Source organism: Rahnella victoriana (assembly GCF_004330295.1).
In the GTDB taxonomy this organism is placed as follows: Bacteria; Pseudomonadota; Gammaproteobacteria; order Enterobacterales; family Enterobacteriaceae; genus Rahnella; species Rahnella victoriana.
On record NZ_SJOJ01000015.1, the window covers coordinates 33477 to 48620 of the forward strand.

14 protein-coding genes and 1 pseudogene are annotated in these 15144 nt (G+C 53.6%); 5 read left to right on the plus strand and 10 right to left on the minus strand.

The features are described from left to right. Positions 1-80: 80 nt before the first annotated feature. Positions 81-773: a TetR/AcrR family transcriptional regulator gene (locus tag EYY67_RS13905; protein ID WP_095924040.1), complete on the minus strand. Its 693-nt coding sequence runs from the start codon at positions 771-773 to the stop codon at positions 81-83. A gap of 110 nt (positions 774-883) precedes the next feature. Here EYY67_RS13905 and EYY67_RS13910 point away from each other — a divergent pair. Beyond that, positions 884-1681 (plus strand): annotated as a pseudogene (locus EYY67_RS13910) (sugar phosphate isomerase/epimerase family protein); the annotation flags it as partial. A gap of 22 nt (positions 1682-1703) precedes the next feature. On the opposite strand, the gene yieH reads toward EYY67_RS13910, so the two are convergent. Next, positions 1704-2369, minus strand: a complete 666-nt coding sequence (yieH, locus tag EYY67_RS13915; RefSeq protein ID WP_095924038.1) for a 6-phosphogluconate phosphatase — start codon at positions 2367-2369, stop codon at positions 1704-1706. Positions 2370-2521: 152 nt separating this feature from the next. Between yieH and EYY67_RS13920 the strand changes: the two genes are divergently transcribed. After that, positions 2522-3859, plus strand: coding sequence for an NCS2 family permease (locus EYY67_RS13920; RefSeq protein ID WP_095924037.1), 1338 nt, complete (start codon positions 2522-2524; stop codon positions 3857-3859). A 66-nt stretch (positions 3860-3925) separates the two neighbouring features. Here the strand turns inward: EYY67_RS13920 and EYY67_RS13925 are convergent, their stop codons facing one another. Beyond that, on the minus strand, positions 3926-4495 hold the full coding sequence (locus EYY67_RS13925) for an NADPH-dependent FMN reductase (RefSeq protein WP_095924036.1): 570 nt from the start codon (positions 4493-4495) through the stop codon (positions 3926-3928). A 34-nt stretch (positions 4496-4529) separates the two neighbouring features. Beyond that, entirely contained in the window at positions 4530-5255 is a 726-nt protein-coding gene (locus EYY67_RS13930) for a 4'-phosphopantetheinyl transferase family protein (RefSeq protein ID WP_095924035.1), read from the minus strand. A gap of 323 nt (positions 5256-5578) precedes the next feature. Between EYY67_RS13930 and EYY67_RS13935 the strand changes: the two genes are divergently transcribed. Then, positions 5579-7474 (plus strand): methyl-accepting chemotaxis protein, encoded by a 1896-nt coding sequence (locus EYY67_RS13935; RefSeq protein WP_131693743.1) that lies wholly within the window; start codon positions 5579-5581, stop codon positions 7472-7474. Positions 7475-7549: 75 nt separating this feature from the next. On the opposite strand, the gene EYY67_RS13940 is transcribed toward EYY67_RS13935, so the two are convergent. Then, complete coding sequence (locus EYY67_RS13940) at positions 7550-8437, minus strand: LysR family transcriptional regulator (protein ID WP_131693744.1); 888 nt, start codon at positions 8435-8437, stop codon at positions 7550-7552. 101 nt (positions 8438-8538) lie between these two features. On the opposite strand from EYY67_RS13940, the gene EYY67_RS13945 reads away from it, so the two are divergent. Continuing rightward, positions 8539-9138, plus strand: coding sequence for a short chain dehydrogenase (locus tag EYY67_RS13945; RefSeq protein WP_131693745.1), 600 nt, complete (start codon positions 8539-8541; stop codon positions 9136-9138). Between the two features lie 71 nt (positions 9139-9209). Here EYY67_RS13945 and mnmE read toward each other — a convergent pair whose 3' ends face one another. From mnmE to rpmH, 5 genes are all read right to left on the minus strand, one after another. Next, on the minus strand, positions 9210-10574 hold the full coding sequence (gene mnmE / locus EYY67_RS13950; protein WP_119825582.1) for a tRNA uridine-5-carboxymethylaminomethyl(34) synthesis GTPase MnmE: 1365 nt from the start codon (positions 10572-10574) through the stop codon (positions 9210-9212). A 112-nt stretch (positions 10575-10686) separates the two neighbouring features. Continuing rightward, positions 10687-12321 carry a membrane protein insertase YidC gene (gene yidC / locus EYY67_RS13955; protein ID WP_095924030.1) on the minus strand — a complete coding sequence of 545 codons (1635 nt, stop codon included), beginning with the start codon at positions 12319-12321 and terminating at the stop codon, positions 10687-10689. A 2-nt stretch (positions 12322-12323) separates the two neighbouring features. Further along, on the minus strand, positions 12324-12581 hold the full coding sequence (gene yidD, locus EYY67_RS13960) for a membrane protein insertion efficiency factor YidD (protein ID WP_095924029.1): 258 nt from the start codon (positions 12579-12581) through the stop codon (positions 12324-12326). Then, positions 12545-12904: a ribonuclease P protein component gene (gene rnpA / locus EYY67_RS13965; RefSeq protein ID WP_071823635.1), complete on the minus strand. Its 360-nt coding sequence runs from the start codon at positions 12902-12904 to the stop codon at positions 12545-12547. The genes yidD and rnpA overlap by 37 nt, the downstream gene beginning before the upstream one ends. An 18-nt stretch (positions 12905-12922) precedes the next feature. After that, positions 12923-13063, minus strand: coding sequence for a 50S ribosomal protein L34 (gene rpmH / locus EYY67_RS13970; protein WP_009637487.1), 141 nt, complete (start codon positions 13061-13063; stop codon positions 12923-12925). A gap of 685 nt (positions 13064-13748) precedes the next feature. Between rpmH and dnaA the strand changes: the two genes are divergently transcribed. Next, positions 13749-15140, plus strand: coding sequence for a chromosomal replication initiator protein DnaA (dnaA, locus tag EYY67_RS13985; RefSeq protein WP_013573352.1), 1392 nt, complete (start codon positions 13749-13751; stop codon positions 15138-15140). Positions 15141-15144 lie beyond the last annotated feature (4 nt).

Here is a 15144-nt window from a genome sequence, read left to right on the forward strand (position 1 = left end):
TCTTTGATATTCAGCGACAAAAAAGGCCTCTTACGAGGCCTTTTTGCTATCCGCTCTATAACAGCGTCCGGTCAACACCCTTACTTCATGACATAGCGCAGTGCGACCTGTACCGCCAACTGGCGGTAATGTGCGACCTGTAAATCCACTTCATCCGGATTTTCAAACAATGCGCCAAACGTATACTGGTTGGCGACCTGATGCACACACAGACTGCTGATCAGCCGGTGCACGTCACGCGCCTGCGCGTCATCCTTAAACAGATGGCTTTGCTTACCGCGCGCGAGAATGTCTTCCAGCAGCGTTAAGGCCGTTTTGTTAATTTCACGGATGCTGGTGGACTGACGGATAAAGCGGCCGCGCAGCATGTTTTCCGTCGAGACAATCCGGATAAATTCCGGATGCGAGACGTGAAAATCAAAACTGGCTTCCACCAGTTTGACGATCGCTTCGGCGGGCGGGAATGAAGACAAGTCCAGCTCCAGCTCGTGCTGACGAATACCGCGATAAACGTGCTCCAGAACCAGCATGTACAGGGCTTCTTTGGTCTTATAGTGATAGACCACCATACGTTTCGTGGTGCTGGCATTGGAGGCGATGTTTTCCATGCGCGCGCCCATCAGGCCGGATTCAGCGAATTCAGCCAGCGCGCTGTCGAAAATGCGTTGTTTGAGCCCTATCGGATCATTTTTACGTCCCGGCGCCGGGGAACTTTGGCTGCTCAGCGTCTTATCCTCATCATTAACCTCATTCACGCCACAGAGAGTAACCATTGATTCGCTCAGTTACAATCTGTGCATATCCGTAAGCCTACAACACTTGACGAACGCTCTGCCAGAGTCCACTACTGTTAGTATCGAAACCTGACGAAAAGGACGCTATTTTGCCTGACACCACCCGGTTACGTTCGATTGCGACAGTTTCAGTACCAGGAACCTTGCCCGAAAAACTCACAGCGATAGCCGCTGCGGGATTTGATGGCGTGGAAATATTCGAAGATGATTTGCTTAAAAGTCCGGTCAAACCGACGGCTATCCGTAATCTGGCCGATTCCCTCGGCTTACGTATTTTTCTGCTGCAACCTTTCCGGGATGTCGAAGGGGTGCCCCCTCCGCGGCGGGTTGAGAAACTGGCCCGCGCCCGTCGCCAGTTTGATCTGATGAGTGAACTGGGTTGCGACCATTTGCTGGTGTGCAGTAACACCGATCCCGACAGTTCGCCGGAGCGGGATGTGCAGATTGCCGATCTCGCGGCGCTGGCCGACATGGCGCAGCCCTATGACATCCGCATCGGTTTTGAAGCGCTGGCGTGGGGGAAACACATCAACCGTTACCGGCAGGCGTGGGATCGCGTAAGGGAGGTCAACAGCCCGGCGCTGGGTATCGTGCTCGACAGCTTTCATATTCTGGCGGTGGGCGATAACCTCGACCGGCTGGATGAGGTGCCTCTGGAGAAAATCAGCTTCCTGCAACTGGCTGATGCGCCGTTTAAAGACATGAATGTGCAGCAGTGGAGCCGCAGCTACCGCTGTTATCCGGGGCAGGGCGATTTACCGCTGGTGGATTTCGTCAGCACGCTGAACCGTAAAGGATTCACCGGCCCGTGGTCACTGGAAATCTTCAACGATAAAACCCTGCCGCTGGCGGATGGCCTGCGCTCCCTGACGGAACTGGAAAAGCGGATGCAGGCGTACGAAAAAACCCTTAACCCGTGATCTGATACCCCATCTCCCGCCAGATCCCCGGCAGTTCACGCAGGTCGTGGAACGTCGTGACCAGCGGGTGATCCAGCGGGGGATTGTGCGGATCGGCGCAATAGTAAAAGACCGGGATGCCTGCGGTGATCCCGGCCTGTGCGCCCGCCACGGAATCTTCCACCAGAATGCAGTTTTCCACCGGCACGTTCATGACCTCGGCGGCTTTATACAACACGGCGGGATCGGGCTTCCAGCGCTGCAAATCGTAGCCACTGAATAACTTATCGCCCATAAAGGGCAGCAACCCGGTCAGTCCGAGGGAATGCTGCATTTTGGTGACCGGGCCGTTAGAGACCACGCACATCGGCACGGTGATTTGTTCCAGTAATTCGCGTGCGCCGTCAATCGGCTCAAGTTTGCTGTCAAACAACCGTGCGACGTGCTGGCGGAACACCCCTTCCATGTCTTCTTTCGGCACGTCGATCCCCTGCTCTTTATTGATGATGGCGATAATTTCGTACAGCTTTACGCCTTTGTATTTTTTGTACATTTCATCGAAAGAGACCGTCACACCAAAATGGGCAAACATCTCGACATAGGCTTCGCAACACAACAATTCACTGTCCACCAGCGTACCGTCGCAATCAAAAAAGACACATTTTACCTGTGACATACTTCCTCCGTGTGAGTGGTTCATCTATTGGTGTGCGTTATGGCACTGTACCCGAACGATAGATTTAATCCCATACATCCAGTGCTGGCGCTTTCCGGCTAAAATCCTTAGGATACCCCCCGATTGTTTTTCCCCCATTTTGGAACTCACCAATGAGCACACCACAGAGCAATGCGACTGCGGGTAAAGGTCTGGCCGAACGTCTGTTTAAACTGACGCAGCATGGCACCACCGTCCGCACAGAAACTATCGCCGGTTTAACCACCTTCCTGACCATGGTCTACATCGTCTTCGTGAACCCGCAGATTCTGGGTGTCGCAGGCATGGATAAACAGGCCGTCTTTGTGACTACCTGTCTGATTGCCGCGTTCGGCAGCATTCTGATGGGCGTGATCGCCAACCTGCCGGTCGCTCTGGCACCGGCGATGGGCCTGAATGCGTTCTTTGCGTTTGTGGTCGTGGGCGCGATGGGTGTTTCATGGCAGATCGGGATGGGCGCGATATTTTGGGGTGCCGTGGGTTTGCTGCTGCTGACCATTTTCCGTATCCGCTACTGGATGATTGCCAATATTCCGGTCAGCCTGCGTGTGGGCATCACCGCCGGTATCGGGCTGTTTATCGGCATGATGGGGCTGAAAAACGCCGGCATTATTGTCCCGAACCCTGACACCATCGTCACTATCGGTAACCTGACCTCGCACAATGTGCTGCTGGGCGTGCTCGGCTTCTTCATTATTGCCGTTCTGGCGTCGCGTAACTTCCACGCCTCTGTGCTGGTGTCGATTATTGTCACCACTGTGATTGGCCTGATGATTGGTGACGTGCATTACACCGGTTTCTGGTCGATGCCGCCGAGCATCACCACGGTTGTCGGTCAGGTGGATTTGAAAGGCGCGCTGAACATCGGTCTGGCGGGCGTTATTTTCTCCTTCATGCTGGTGAACCTGTTTGACTCCTCCGGCACGCTGATTGGTGTGACCGATAAAGCCGGTCTGGCTGATGCCCAGGGCAAGTTCCCGCAGATGAAACAGGCGCTGTACGTTGACAGCGTGTCTTCCGTAGCGGGGGCATTTATCGGCACTTCATCGGTGGGCGCGTACATTGAAAGCACCTCCGGCGTTTCCGTGGGCGGTCGTACCGGCCTGACGGCGGTAGTAACCGGTTTGCTGTTCCTGCTGGTGATCTTCATTTCCCCGCTGGCGGGGATGGTGCCGGAATACGCGGCGGCCGGTGCGCTGATTTATGTCGGCGTGCTGATGACTTCCAGTCTGGCGCGAGTTTCCTGGGATGACCTGACCGAAGCGGTTCCGGCGTTCGTGACTGCGGTAATGATGCCGTTCAGCTTCTCGATCACCGAAGGTATCGCGCTGGGTTTCATTTCTTACGTGGTGATGAAACTGGGTACCGGCCGCTGGAAAGAAATCAGCCCGTGCGTGGTGGTGGTTGCCCTGTTGTTTGTGCTAAAAATCGCATTTGTTGACGGGCACTAACCGGTCATCAAAATACCAAAAAAACAGCCCGCATTTGCGGGCTGTTTGCTTTTCTGACGGGCTGAATTACGGGGTGACGCGGCGGGTGTAGTCCGCAAAGGCGGTCAGCTGCCCACGCAGGAAATCGAGCGTGCCCTGGTCGATCACTTCGCCGATTTGGTCATCCACTTTATTCTGGATCACGCCGCCCATAAATTCAGGTTTGTTCATTACCATCGCATCAAGGAACACCAGGATCTGACGCAGATGGTACTGACAGCGCGCGCCGCCGACCGGCCCCATGGAACTGGTCTGGATCAACACCGGTTTACCGGCCAGAGGCTGATCAGGCAGGCGGGAAATCCAGTCGATCGCATTTTTCAGGCCGCCCGGAACGGAGTAGTTATATTCCGGTGTCACGATAATCACGCCGTCTGCCTGACGGATCTGCTCCGCGATAGCCTCGATATCGGCCGGAAAGCCCTCTTCCTGCTGAATATCCGCATCGTACAGGGGCAATGTACCGATGGAAGGCAGCGCGTCAATGCTGACGCCTTCCGGTGCCACTTTCGGCAAGGTGCGGGCGACCATCCCGTTGTACGACGCTTTACGAAGACTACCTAACAGTGTGACAAACTTCAGTGGTTGAGCTGACATGAATAACTCCTGTTATGGATGAGATGTTCGTGATTTATTTGGCTGGCGGCAGGCTGACGAACTTCATGAAGTGAGGCGATTCAGATTGCTGGTCGGTGGACAGGGTTTGCGTGCGGGTGAAGCCATTTTCGGGTTCGTAGCGCCAGCACTGCAAACGGATAATCGACGGCGATTGCGCACATGCCCAGGTAATCGACCCTTCAATGTCGCTCATCACCTGCGCCTCCGGTGTGACGGTGGATCGCAAACGGCCTGAGGCCGGATTCAGGCTGAGCGTCAGCGGGCCGGGATCGTTCAGGCCGGACATTTTCAGCATGCTCTGGCGGATACACCACAGTTGCAGCGAGGATTCCACCGGATCGGATTGCATGGCAATCCAGGTTTTTTCTACCGCAGAAAGCTGTAACTGTTGTTGCGGATTGATCAGCGCACTGCGGGCATGAATGATTTCGAGATCCAGACCGACTTTCCCTTCACTGCTGATCAATACCCCAACGGTGCTTCCCGCATACGCAAGGCTGAAATCAGGCAGATCGGGCGATTCAAAACTCGGGCGACCACTGGGTAAAGTGATCACGTTCGGCAGCTCGGCAATGCCGTACAGGTAGAAAATCATTTCTGCCAGCAGGACACGGCCGTTGAGAAAACGTCGTCGCTGTTTTTCGGAAAGGTGTCTCGCGGAAATGACGATATCTCCGGGCAACCGGTGGGTATCCGGTTCGGCATCCGTCAAAGCCCATCTTGCAAAATGGCACGCCATTGTTCACTCCATGATTAATGGTTCGTACATATTCTCTCTGTTGTCAGAAAGAATAACATTAAGAGAAATCATTAAAAACCGCTTAAAACCCGCATCACAGCACACTTTTTTCACTTTTCAGAAAGTTTTTCATAACCATAAAGTGAAAGTAATCACAGTCTTAATCCCTTGTTGAGAAAAAATCTCATCGGCATGATGTTCTGGTTTTTCACTCATATGATCTGCACACCAGATATATCTACTATAGCAACATAAAGAAACGTCAGAATATGCCGTTACTAGTTAAGCAGCGATCTCGCTGCTTTGCCTGTGAGTACCCTAAAATGTTAAAAACAACGCAATCCCGCTTTATCGCATTGATCAGCTTGTTTTTTATTGTGCTGGTCATCGTTACGCTTATCGTGATCCAGGTGTATATCGCCCCCCAACTGAAACAGACAGAAAGCAATCTGGTTGCCAATCAGGTGGATGATGTGGCGGTCGCGATTAATGACCGTCTGAATAAAGTCGAGTCTCAGGTCCGTACCATCACCCAGACTGTCGCACAAATGGACAGCGACAGTATCGATCGTTTGCTTCCGGCGCTGGTCGATCAGTACGGGGATGCGGCGGTGTTCGGTGGGGGGATCTGGCCGCTGCCCAACCAGCGTGATCCGGCCAAAATTAAATTCAGTACCTTCTTTGCCCGTAATAATAACAATCAGCTGACGGTCAATACGTTCTGGAACAGCGCTGAATCGCCAAACTATTTCGATCAGTCCTGGTATATGGCGGCGTCAAAAGGGGAAAAGGGCCAGTGTGTCTGGGCTCCGGCCTATTTCGATGACGCCAGCACCCAGCCACGCACCAACTGTGCGATGCCGATTTATAAAGGCGACAAACAATGGGGCGTCGCCACCATCGATGTCACGCTGGGGTTCTTTAACCAGCTGGTGACGGAAATGGAGAAAAAGGTTAACGCGAAAATTTATATCGTGGAGAAAGACGGCACCATCGTCGGCACCAGCCATTCCGGTGATGAAAAACTGCCGAAGCTGGCTTCACTGGGCGAAACCTCCCCGCTGGCCATACAAATCCGTAAAAGTCTGGATCAGATCAACGGTCAGGCCAGTCTGGTGGCGGATTACGATAACGACGGCACGTCGCACACGATGTTTATGAGCAACATTCAGGGGCCATGGTTCATCGCCACGGATATGCCCACCAGCCAGTTGCTGGCGCGCAGTCACAGCATCCTTGCGAGTCTGGGGCTGGTGCAGATCCCGATGGTCTTGCTGCTGCTGATCGTCCTGATTGCGGCAATCAAAATTTTCATGCGTCAGCTGGCGGCACTGAACAAAAACATCGCGCAGCTTTCAGCTGGCGGCGCGGATTTAACCCAGCGTCTGCCGGAAAGCCGCAGTCCCGAGTTCAATCAGATCAACCAGAGCTTCAACAGTTTCCTGTCATTCCTGCAATCCATTCTCCGTCAGGTCGGCGACAGCAGTCTGGCAATCACCTCGGCTTCACGCCAGATTGCCAGCGGTAATCTGGATCTCTCGGCGCGTACCGAGGAACAGGCCAGTTCGATTGTGGAAACGGCGGCGTCAATGGAACAGCTGACCAGCACCGTGAAACAGAACGCCGCCAATGCGGAGGGGGCCAATCAGCTGGCGCGCGATGCCTCGGCTGTGGCCGAGAAAGGCTCGGAAGTGGTGAAACAGGTCGTGGATACCATGGGCTCTATCACCCGTTCTTCGCATAAGATTGTCGATATTATCAGTGTGATCGACGGCATCGCTTTCCAGACCAACATTCTGGCGCTGAATGCGGCGGTTGAAGCGGCCCGTGCAGGCGAGCAGGGGCGCGGTTTCGCCGTGGTGGCCTCCGAAGTGCGCAGTCTGGCGCAGCGTTCGGCTACCTCCGCGCGGGAAATCAAAAAGCTGATTGAGGATTCCGTCGCGGATATTTCCACCGGCAGCGAGCTGGTGGCGACGGCGGGAACGACAATGGATGAAGTCATGGGCGGCGTAAATAACGTGGCGACGCTGATGAACGAGATCATGTCTTCCAGCCAGGAGCAAAGTCTGGGTATCGAGCAGGTCAACGTTGCGATCACTCAGCTGGATAACGCCACCCAGCAGAATGCCGCGCTGGTCGAACAGGTGTCTGCTGCCGCGCAGGCGATGCAGGATCAGACCGTTCAGCTGGAAACCGTGGTCGCCGGATTTAAACTCTGATCATGTCCGACTAAATTTGATTTAATTGAACGGTAAGTGAGCGATCACTTACCGCTTTTCATTTTGCGGCATAACTCAGTAAAAGGCGTGTTCAGTCATGAAGTTAATCAGGCTGTTGAGCTTGGCGCGCGGCCTGAAATCAGGCAGATACACCAGATGCACGGCCCGTGGTTGAGGAATAAAAGGTTCAAGCACCGGGATCAGCTTCCCGCTGGCGATGTCTTGTGCCAGCAATACTTTGGGCTGCAATAACAAACCGGCGCCTTCCAGTGCGGCGGCACGCAACGCATGGCCGTCGTTGGAGACATACCGGCTGTTCACCGGCCACGCCGACGTGGTGCGTTCTGCATTCGCCAGTTGCCAGCCTTCGCTCTGATTCCAGACGGTATGCACCAGACACGGGTGCGTTTTCAGATCGTCCGGTGAAACGGGCGTGCCAAACTGTTGCAAATAGGACGGAGACGCACAGATCACCATTTCATAAGGCTTCAGCGGCTTTGCGACCAGCCGGTCATCGCCGATCTCACCGATACGGATCGCCGCGTCAAAACCTTCGCCGATCAAATCGACCCGGGCGTTACTCAGTATCAGTTCCACGTTCACTTCAGGATGTTTTTGCAGGTAACGGGCCAGCATCGGTGCCACGACGCTGGAACCCAGCGATACCGGCGCGCTGACCCGCAGCAGCCCGGTCGGCACGCTTTGCAGGCTTTCCATTGCGCTTTCGGTGAATTTCATCTGATCCAGCACCCGTTTGCCGTTTTCATAAAGCACTTCGCCGGCATCGGTCAGGCTTTGCCTGCGGGTGGTGCGCTGCAACAGGCGAGCATTCAGATGCTTTTCCAGTTGCTGAATGTGTTTACCGACCATCACCGCCGAGATCCCCAGTTTTTCTGCCGCAGCACTGAAATTTCCGGTTTCGACTACGCTGACAAAGACTTCGATATTCCGCAGCTTATCCACATTACAAACCCTGAGTTAGAACAGAACGAAGAATATGAGTCTATATCTAACCCTCAGTTTGGTGAAAGATGATCTGACAAACCAACGTTGAGGGATCTGTGATGAAAATTTTAGTGATTGGCGGTACAGGCACATTAGGTCAGGCGGTGATTCGGGAGTTTGGCGCAGACCATGAAATCATCACCGCAGGCAAAAACCGGGGCGATTTTCAGGTCGATATCACTGACGAAAACAGCGTGAAAACGCTTTTCCGCAACACGGGAAATGTCGATGCGATTATCGCCACCACCGGCAGCCTGCACTTTGGCCCGCTGACTGAAATGACGGCAGAACAGTTCAACAGCGGATTACAGGACAAATTACTGGGGCAGGTACGCATTGCGCTGATCGGTCAGTCATTCCTGAACGACGGCGGGTCGATCACGCTGACCAGCGGCATTATTGCGGATGAACCTATCCGTCAGGGAGCAAACGCCACCACAGTGAACGCGGCAGTGGAAGGTTTTGTCCGTGGCGCGGCGATTGAACTGCCCCGGGGGATTCGCATCAACGTGGTCAGCCCGACCGTGGTGGAAGAGTCACTGAAAGCTTACGGCCCGTTCTTCCCCGGCTTTGAGGCGGCACCGGCAGCGCGTGTGGCAAAAGCCTATCGTCGCAGTGTGGAAGGTGCGCAAACCGGGCGCGTTTATAAAGTCTGGTAAGGCGTAATCTGTTGAATCCAATAAAAAACCCACATTGGGTAATGTGGGTTTTGTTGGTGGCGAAGGGCTGATTATTTACCGATACAGAAGCTGGAGAAAATCCGCCCCAGCAAATCATCAGACGTAAATTCGCCGGTGATTTCGCTCAGCGATTGCTGTGCCAGGCGCAATTCTTCTGCCAGCAATTCACCTGCCCATGCACCCAGCAACTGATCTTTGCCCTGAACCAGATGCTGTGCGGCCTGTTCCAGCGCCTGCAGGTGACGGCGACGGGCGAGGAATCCGCCTTCCATATTATGGTTGAAGCCCATCACCTGTTTCAGATGATCGCGCAGCAGATCCACGCCATCGCCCGTACGGGCAGACAGACGAATAAGTGAGTGACCATTCACTTCCGTTTGTCCCAGGGCTTCGCCGGTGATATCGGCTTTATTCCGCACAACGACAATCGGCAACGTCGCAGGCAGGCGGGCCATAAATTCTGGCCAGATGTCTGCCGGCTCGGTGGCCGCCGTGGTGGTGCCGTCGACCATAAACAGCACTAAATCCGCCTGTTCGATCTCATTCCACGCACGTTCGATACCAATACGCTCTACTTCGTCGCTGGCTTCACGTAACCCAGCGGTGTCGATGATGTGCAACGGCATGCCGTCGAGATGGATGTGTTCGCGTAAAACGTCGCGCGTGGTGCCCGCAATATCGGTGACGATTGCCGCTTCACGGCCTGCCAGCGCGTTCAGCAGGCTCGATTTACCGGCGTTCGGACGACCGGCAATCACCACTTTCATCCCTTCGCGCAGCAGGCTGCCCTGACGTGCTTCGGCACGTACGGCGTCGAGATCGCCCATCACGGTATTCAGTTGCGCTTCGATTTTGCCGTCGGACAGGAAGTCGATTTCCTCATCGGGGAAGTCGATTGCCGCTTCGACGAAGATCCGCAGGTGAGTGAGTGCTTCCACCAGATGATGAATACGGTTCGAGAAAGCGCCCTGTAAGGAGTTAACCGCAGACCGTGCGGCTTGCTCGGAACTGGCGTCGATAAGGTCAGCAATCGCTTCAGCCTGTGCCAGATCGAGTTTGTCGTTGAGGAATGCCCGTTCAGAGAATTCGCCCGGACGCGCAATACGCACGTTTTCCAGCGCGATAATGCGTTTGAGCAGTAAATCCAGGATCACCGGCCCGCCGTGGCCCTGCAACTCAAGCACGTCTTCACCGGTAAAGGAATTCGGGCCGGGGAACCACAGCGCGATGCCCTGATCCAGCGTGCTGCCATCGGCATCCTGAAATGGCAGATAATCGGCATAACGTGGTTTCGGCAGTTTACCTAAGACAGCCTGTGCCACATCACGCGCCGCCCGGCCGGAAATGCGCAAAATGCCCACACCACCGCGGCCGGGTGGGGTTGCCTGGGCAATAATGGTATCTGAGGTGCTCATAGCAATGATCTCTGTTGGTCTTTTTACGGATATGCAAAAGGCGGTCAAATGACCGCCTTTGTCTTTAATCATCAAGTTTAGCGGTCAGGACGAAAGCCGCCCTGACATTCACTTATGACTTTTTCTTGTCGCGGCTATGCAGGCCACGTTTTTCCAGCCCGCGATAAATCAGCTGCTGCTGGAGAATGGTGACCAGGTTACTGACGATGTAGTACACCACCAGACCGGACGGGAACCACAGGAAGAACACGGTGAAGATGACCGGCATGAAGGTCATGATCTTCTGTTGCATCGGGTCAGTGACGGTGGTCGGCGACATCTTCTGGATGAAGAACATCGTGATACCCATCAGAACCGGCAGAATGTAGTACGGGTCTTGCGCTGACAGGTCATGGATCCACAGGATAAATGGCGCATGGCGCAATTCAATGGAACCAGACAGCATGTAATACAGTGCCAGGAAGATTGGCATCTGAATAACCAGCGGCAGACAACCCCCCAACGGGTTCACTTTCTCAGACTTATACAGCGCCATCATTTCCTGACTCATGCGCTGTTTGTCATCACCGATACGTTCACGCATGGCGGCCAGTTTCGGCTGCAGCATACGCATTTTCGCCATCGACGTGTACTGTGCGCGGGTCAGTGGGTACATGATACCGCGGACAATAAAGGTGATTACGATGATCGAGAAGCCCCAGTTACCGACAAACCCTTGAATGAATTTCAACAGTTTGAACAGTGGCTGAGAGATGAACCACAACCAACCGTAGTCAACCGTCAGATCCAGGTGAGGCGCGATAGCGGCCATCTTGTCCTGAATTTCCGGGCCAACCCACAGGATAGACGCAACTTGTTGCTGCGCACCTGGTGCAACGGTAAACGGCGTGCCTTTAAAGCCAATCGTTGAGATACCGTTATTGGTGGTCGTGAAGAAGGTATTGGTGTCTTTCGCAGACGGGATCCACGCGGTAGCAAAGTACTGCTGCAACATCGCAACCCAACCGCCCTGAGTGGTGACATTCAGCGCTTCGCTCTTATCGAACGCGTACTTCTGATATTTATCATCACTTGAGGAGTATGCCGCGCCGCGGAACGTGTGCAGAGCAAAGTTATTGCTGCCGGTATCACGGTGCTTAGGCAATTCGGTGGTTTGTTTCAGCTGGCCAAACATGGTCAGTTCAAGCGGGGCTGCCGTGGTGTTGTTGATGTTGTATTCAACGTTTACCGCGTAAGAGCCACGTTTGATCACGAAGGTTTTGGTGTAAATCGCACCGTTTGCCGCCGTGTAAGTCATCGGAATGCGCAGTTCAGACTGGCCTTCAGCCATTGTGAAGGTATCGGAGCTCGCCTGGAACAGAGGGCGTTCGCCGTTAGCCGGATTGTCTGGACCGTTTTTGCCTGTCAGGCCGCTTTGCGCCTGATAGAGGAAATTAGGAGTGGTTTCCAGTAACTGGAAAGGCTGGTCAGAGCCTAAAGTCGTCGGGTACGCCTTCAGCAGAGCCTGCTCAATGTCGCCACCACGGGTGTTGATCGTTAATGACAGCACATCACTGTTAACTGTAATTAATTTGCCCTGTCCGCTATCAGGAACAGCCTGATTAGCAGCATCACCGTTTGCAGTGTTCGCAGTCTGTTGCGTGGTCTGGTTGGCCGGTTGCGGAGCGTGGTCCGTTTGCCATGCCTGCCAGATCATGAAAGACACGAACAGCAGAGCGATGAGGAAAAGATTGCGTTGCGAATCCATCGTTAGTGTTCTCTGTTATTGTCGGTTTTCGGCGGTACGGGGTCATCACCACCTGGGTTCAAAGGATGGCATTTTAATACGCGTTTCAAAGTCAACCAACTGCCTTTTAACATGCCAAAACGACCAATTGCTTCAATACCGTATTGAGAGCAGGTTGGTCGAAAGCGGCAATGTGGCCCGAGCAACGGACTGATGAATAACTGATAACCACGTATCAGCTTTATCAGGATGCGGGAGCCTGTCGGCAATGTCGACGCCATAATTTCTCCAACGCTTCCGTCAGCGCGCGATTATCTAAATCGGCGACACCCTTCTTGGCGACCACCACAAAATCCATCGACGGCAGCGTGTGCTGATTCAACCGGAAACTTTCGCGGGTTAGGCGTTTAATCCGATTGCGTTCATGTGCGCGTTTGACGTGTTTTTTTGCGACGGTGAGACCGATGCGGGGATGCCCCAGCTCGTTCAGGCGGCCGAGTATCGTGATTTGCGGCGTGCCAGCCCGTTGTGGCTGCTGGAAGACGAAAGTGAAATGACGGGGAGTTAACAAACGTAACTCCCTGGGAAAAGCGAGCTTAACCACTAAATAGGTTAGCTTTTATTACTTAGAAGCTGACAGACGGGTACGGCCTTTCGCACGACGGCGAGCCAGAACCTGACGACCATTTTTGGTGGCCATACGAGCACGGAAGCCGTGGCTACGGTTGCGCTTCAATACGGACGGTTGGAAAGTGCGTTTCATGGCGATTTCTACCTAAACTTAAATTATTACTGATCAGTAAACGCGAAGACATTTCGGCGAAAAAACGACCGGTGCCTTTGTCGCAACATATAAAGAAGCGGGATTGTAATAACTGTACAGTCCTGAGTCAATTTACATTGCCAGAAATGGTTCAAGTGTTTACCAGAATTGCCCGTGGTCACACCGCAATATCCATCTGGTTATGACCATCAGGAACACAGGCTTCACACGTAGGGCTGAGGATTATACGGACTCCGCCATAAATCGCAAGGATCCTCGACTGATCCTTATCCACAGGCATGAGATCTTTCTCGCAATGTGATGAAATTTAGCTCAGCGGACTCCTATTTTTTCACCAGAGTGATGATTACATCGCCTAATTTAAAAAGGATCGGCTAAGCTTACCCACTTGCCGATCGCTGCCTGTGGATAAAAAGGATCTAAACTGTCAGGAAGGGGAGGATCTCTGTGCCGGATTGCGTTATGATCCGCCATTCCGATCGCGATCCCAGCAGGGAAGTGATCGACACAAACCGTAAAAAGCGGTTCGCACGTGACTTTACGCCACTGACAGGGTGGTGAGAGAAATTTCCCCCATTGCCGGGCGGAACGTGTGCCAAAAATCATGATTTAAAAAATATCCTGATCCTTTTCTTTTTTGATACTTGTTCGAGTGGAGTCCGCCGTGTCACTTTCGCTTTGGCAGCAATGTCTTGCCCGTTTGCAGGATGAACTACCTGCCACAGAATTCAGTATGTGGATACGCCCCCTGCAGGCGGAACTCAACGACAATACGCTGGCGCTGTACGCCCCGAATCGTTTTGTCCTGGATTGGGTTCGTGACAAATACCTAAACAATATTAACGGCTTGCTTAACGATTTCTGCGGCACGGATGCACCGTTGCTGCGATTTGAAGTCGGCAGCAAGCCGGTGATCCAACGCGTCAGCCAGCCTGTCGCGGCCAGTGTCAGTTCACAGGCTGCGCCTGCGATCCCACGTCTGGCGCCTTCCCGTCCAAGCTGGGACAGCTCACCGGTTCAGCCCGAGCTGTCTTATCGCTCTAACGTCAACCCGAAACATACCTTTGATAACTTCGTAGAAGGTAAATCCAACCAGCTGGCCCGCGCGGCGGCGCGTCAGGTGGCGGATAATCCGGGTGGCGCATACAACCCGCTCTTCCTTTATGGTGGCACCGGCCTGGGTAAAACCCACTTATTGCATGCGGTCGGTAACGGCATCATGGCGCGCAAAGCCAATGCCAAAGTGGTGTACATGCACTCCGAGCGTTTTGTTCAGGACATGGTCAAAGCCCTGCAAAACAACGCCATTGAAGAGTTCAAACGCTATTACCGTTCTGTCGATGCGTTGCTCATCGATGACATCCAGTTCTTTGCCAATAAAGAGCGTTCACAGGAAGAGTTCTTCCACACCTTTAATGCCCTGCTGGAAGGCAATCAGCAGATCATCCTGACCTCGGATCGTTATCCAAAAGAGATCAACGGTGTAGAAGATCGTCTGAAATCGCGTTTCGGCTGGGGTTTAACGGTGGCGATCGAGCCGCCTGAATTAGAAACCCGCGTAGCGATCCTGATGAAAAAGGCCGACGAGAACGATATCCGTCTGCCGGGCGAAGTGGCCTTCTTTATTGCTAAACGTCTGCGTTCCAATGTGCGTGAGCTTGAAGGCGCACTGAACCGCGTGATCGCCAATGCCAACTTTACCGGCCGTGCGATCACCATCGACTTCGTTCGTGAAGCGTTGCGCGATTTGTTAGCGCTTCAGGAGAAGCTGGTCACTATTGATAATATTCAGAAAACAGTGGCCGAATATTATAAAATCAAGGTCGCTGACCTGCTTTCCAAACGGCGCTCCCGTTCGGTAGCCCGCCCACGCCAGATGGCGATGGCGCTGGCGAAAGAGCTGACCAACCACAGCCTGCCAGAAATCGGCGATGCGTTCGGTGGTCGGGACCATACCACGGTGTTGCACGCCTGCCGTAAAATCGAGCAGTTGCGTGAAGAAAGTCACGACATCAAAGAAGATTTCTCCAACTTAATCAGAACATTATCTTCCTAGCGCT

Coding starts and splice junctions, on each gene's coding strand:
- EYY67_RS13905 (WP_095924040.1), bottom strand. CDS start 773: ATGGTTACTCTCTGTGGCGTGAATGAGGTTAATGATGAGGATAAGACG.
- yieH (WP_095924038.1), bottom strand. CDS start 2,369: ATGTCACAGGTAAAATGTGTCTTTTTTGATTGCGACGGTACGCTGGTG.
- EYY67_RS13920 (WP_095924037.1), top strand. CDS start 2,522: ATGAGCACACCACAGAGCAATGCGACTGCGGGTAAAGGTCTGGCCGAA.
- EYY67_RS13925 (WP_095924036.1), bottom strand. CDS start 4,495: ATGTCAGCTCAACCACTGAAGTTTGTCACACTGTTAGGTAGTCTTCGT.
- EYY67_RS13930 (WP_095924035.1), bottom strand. CDS start 5,255: ATGGCGTGCCATTTTGCAAGATGGGCTTTGACGGATGCCGAACCGGAT.
- EYY67_RS13935 (WP_131693743.1), top strand. CDS start 5,579: ATGTTAAAAACAACGCAATCCCGCTTTATCGCATTGATCAGCTTGTTT.
- EYY67_RS13945 (WP_131693745.1), top strand. CDS start 8,539: ATGAAAATTTTAGTGATTGGCGGTACAGGCACATTAGGTCAGGCGGTG.
- mnmE (WP_119825582.1), bottom strand. CDS start 10,574: ATGAGCACCTCAGATACCATTATTGCCCAGGCAACCCCACCCGGCCGC.
- yidC (WP_095924030.1), bottom strand. CDS start 12,321: ATGGATTCGCAACGCAATCTTTTCCTCATCGCTCTGCTGTTCGTGTCT.
- yidD (WP_095924029.1), bottom strand. CDS start 12,581: ATGGCGTCGACATTGCCGACAGGCTCCCGCATCCTGATAAAGCTGATA.
- rpmH (WP_009637487.1), bottom strand. CDS start 13,063: ATGAAACGCACTTTCCAACCGTCCGTATTGAAGCGCAACCGTAGCCAC.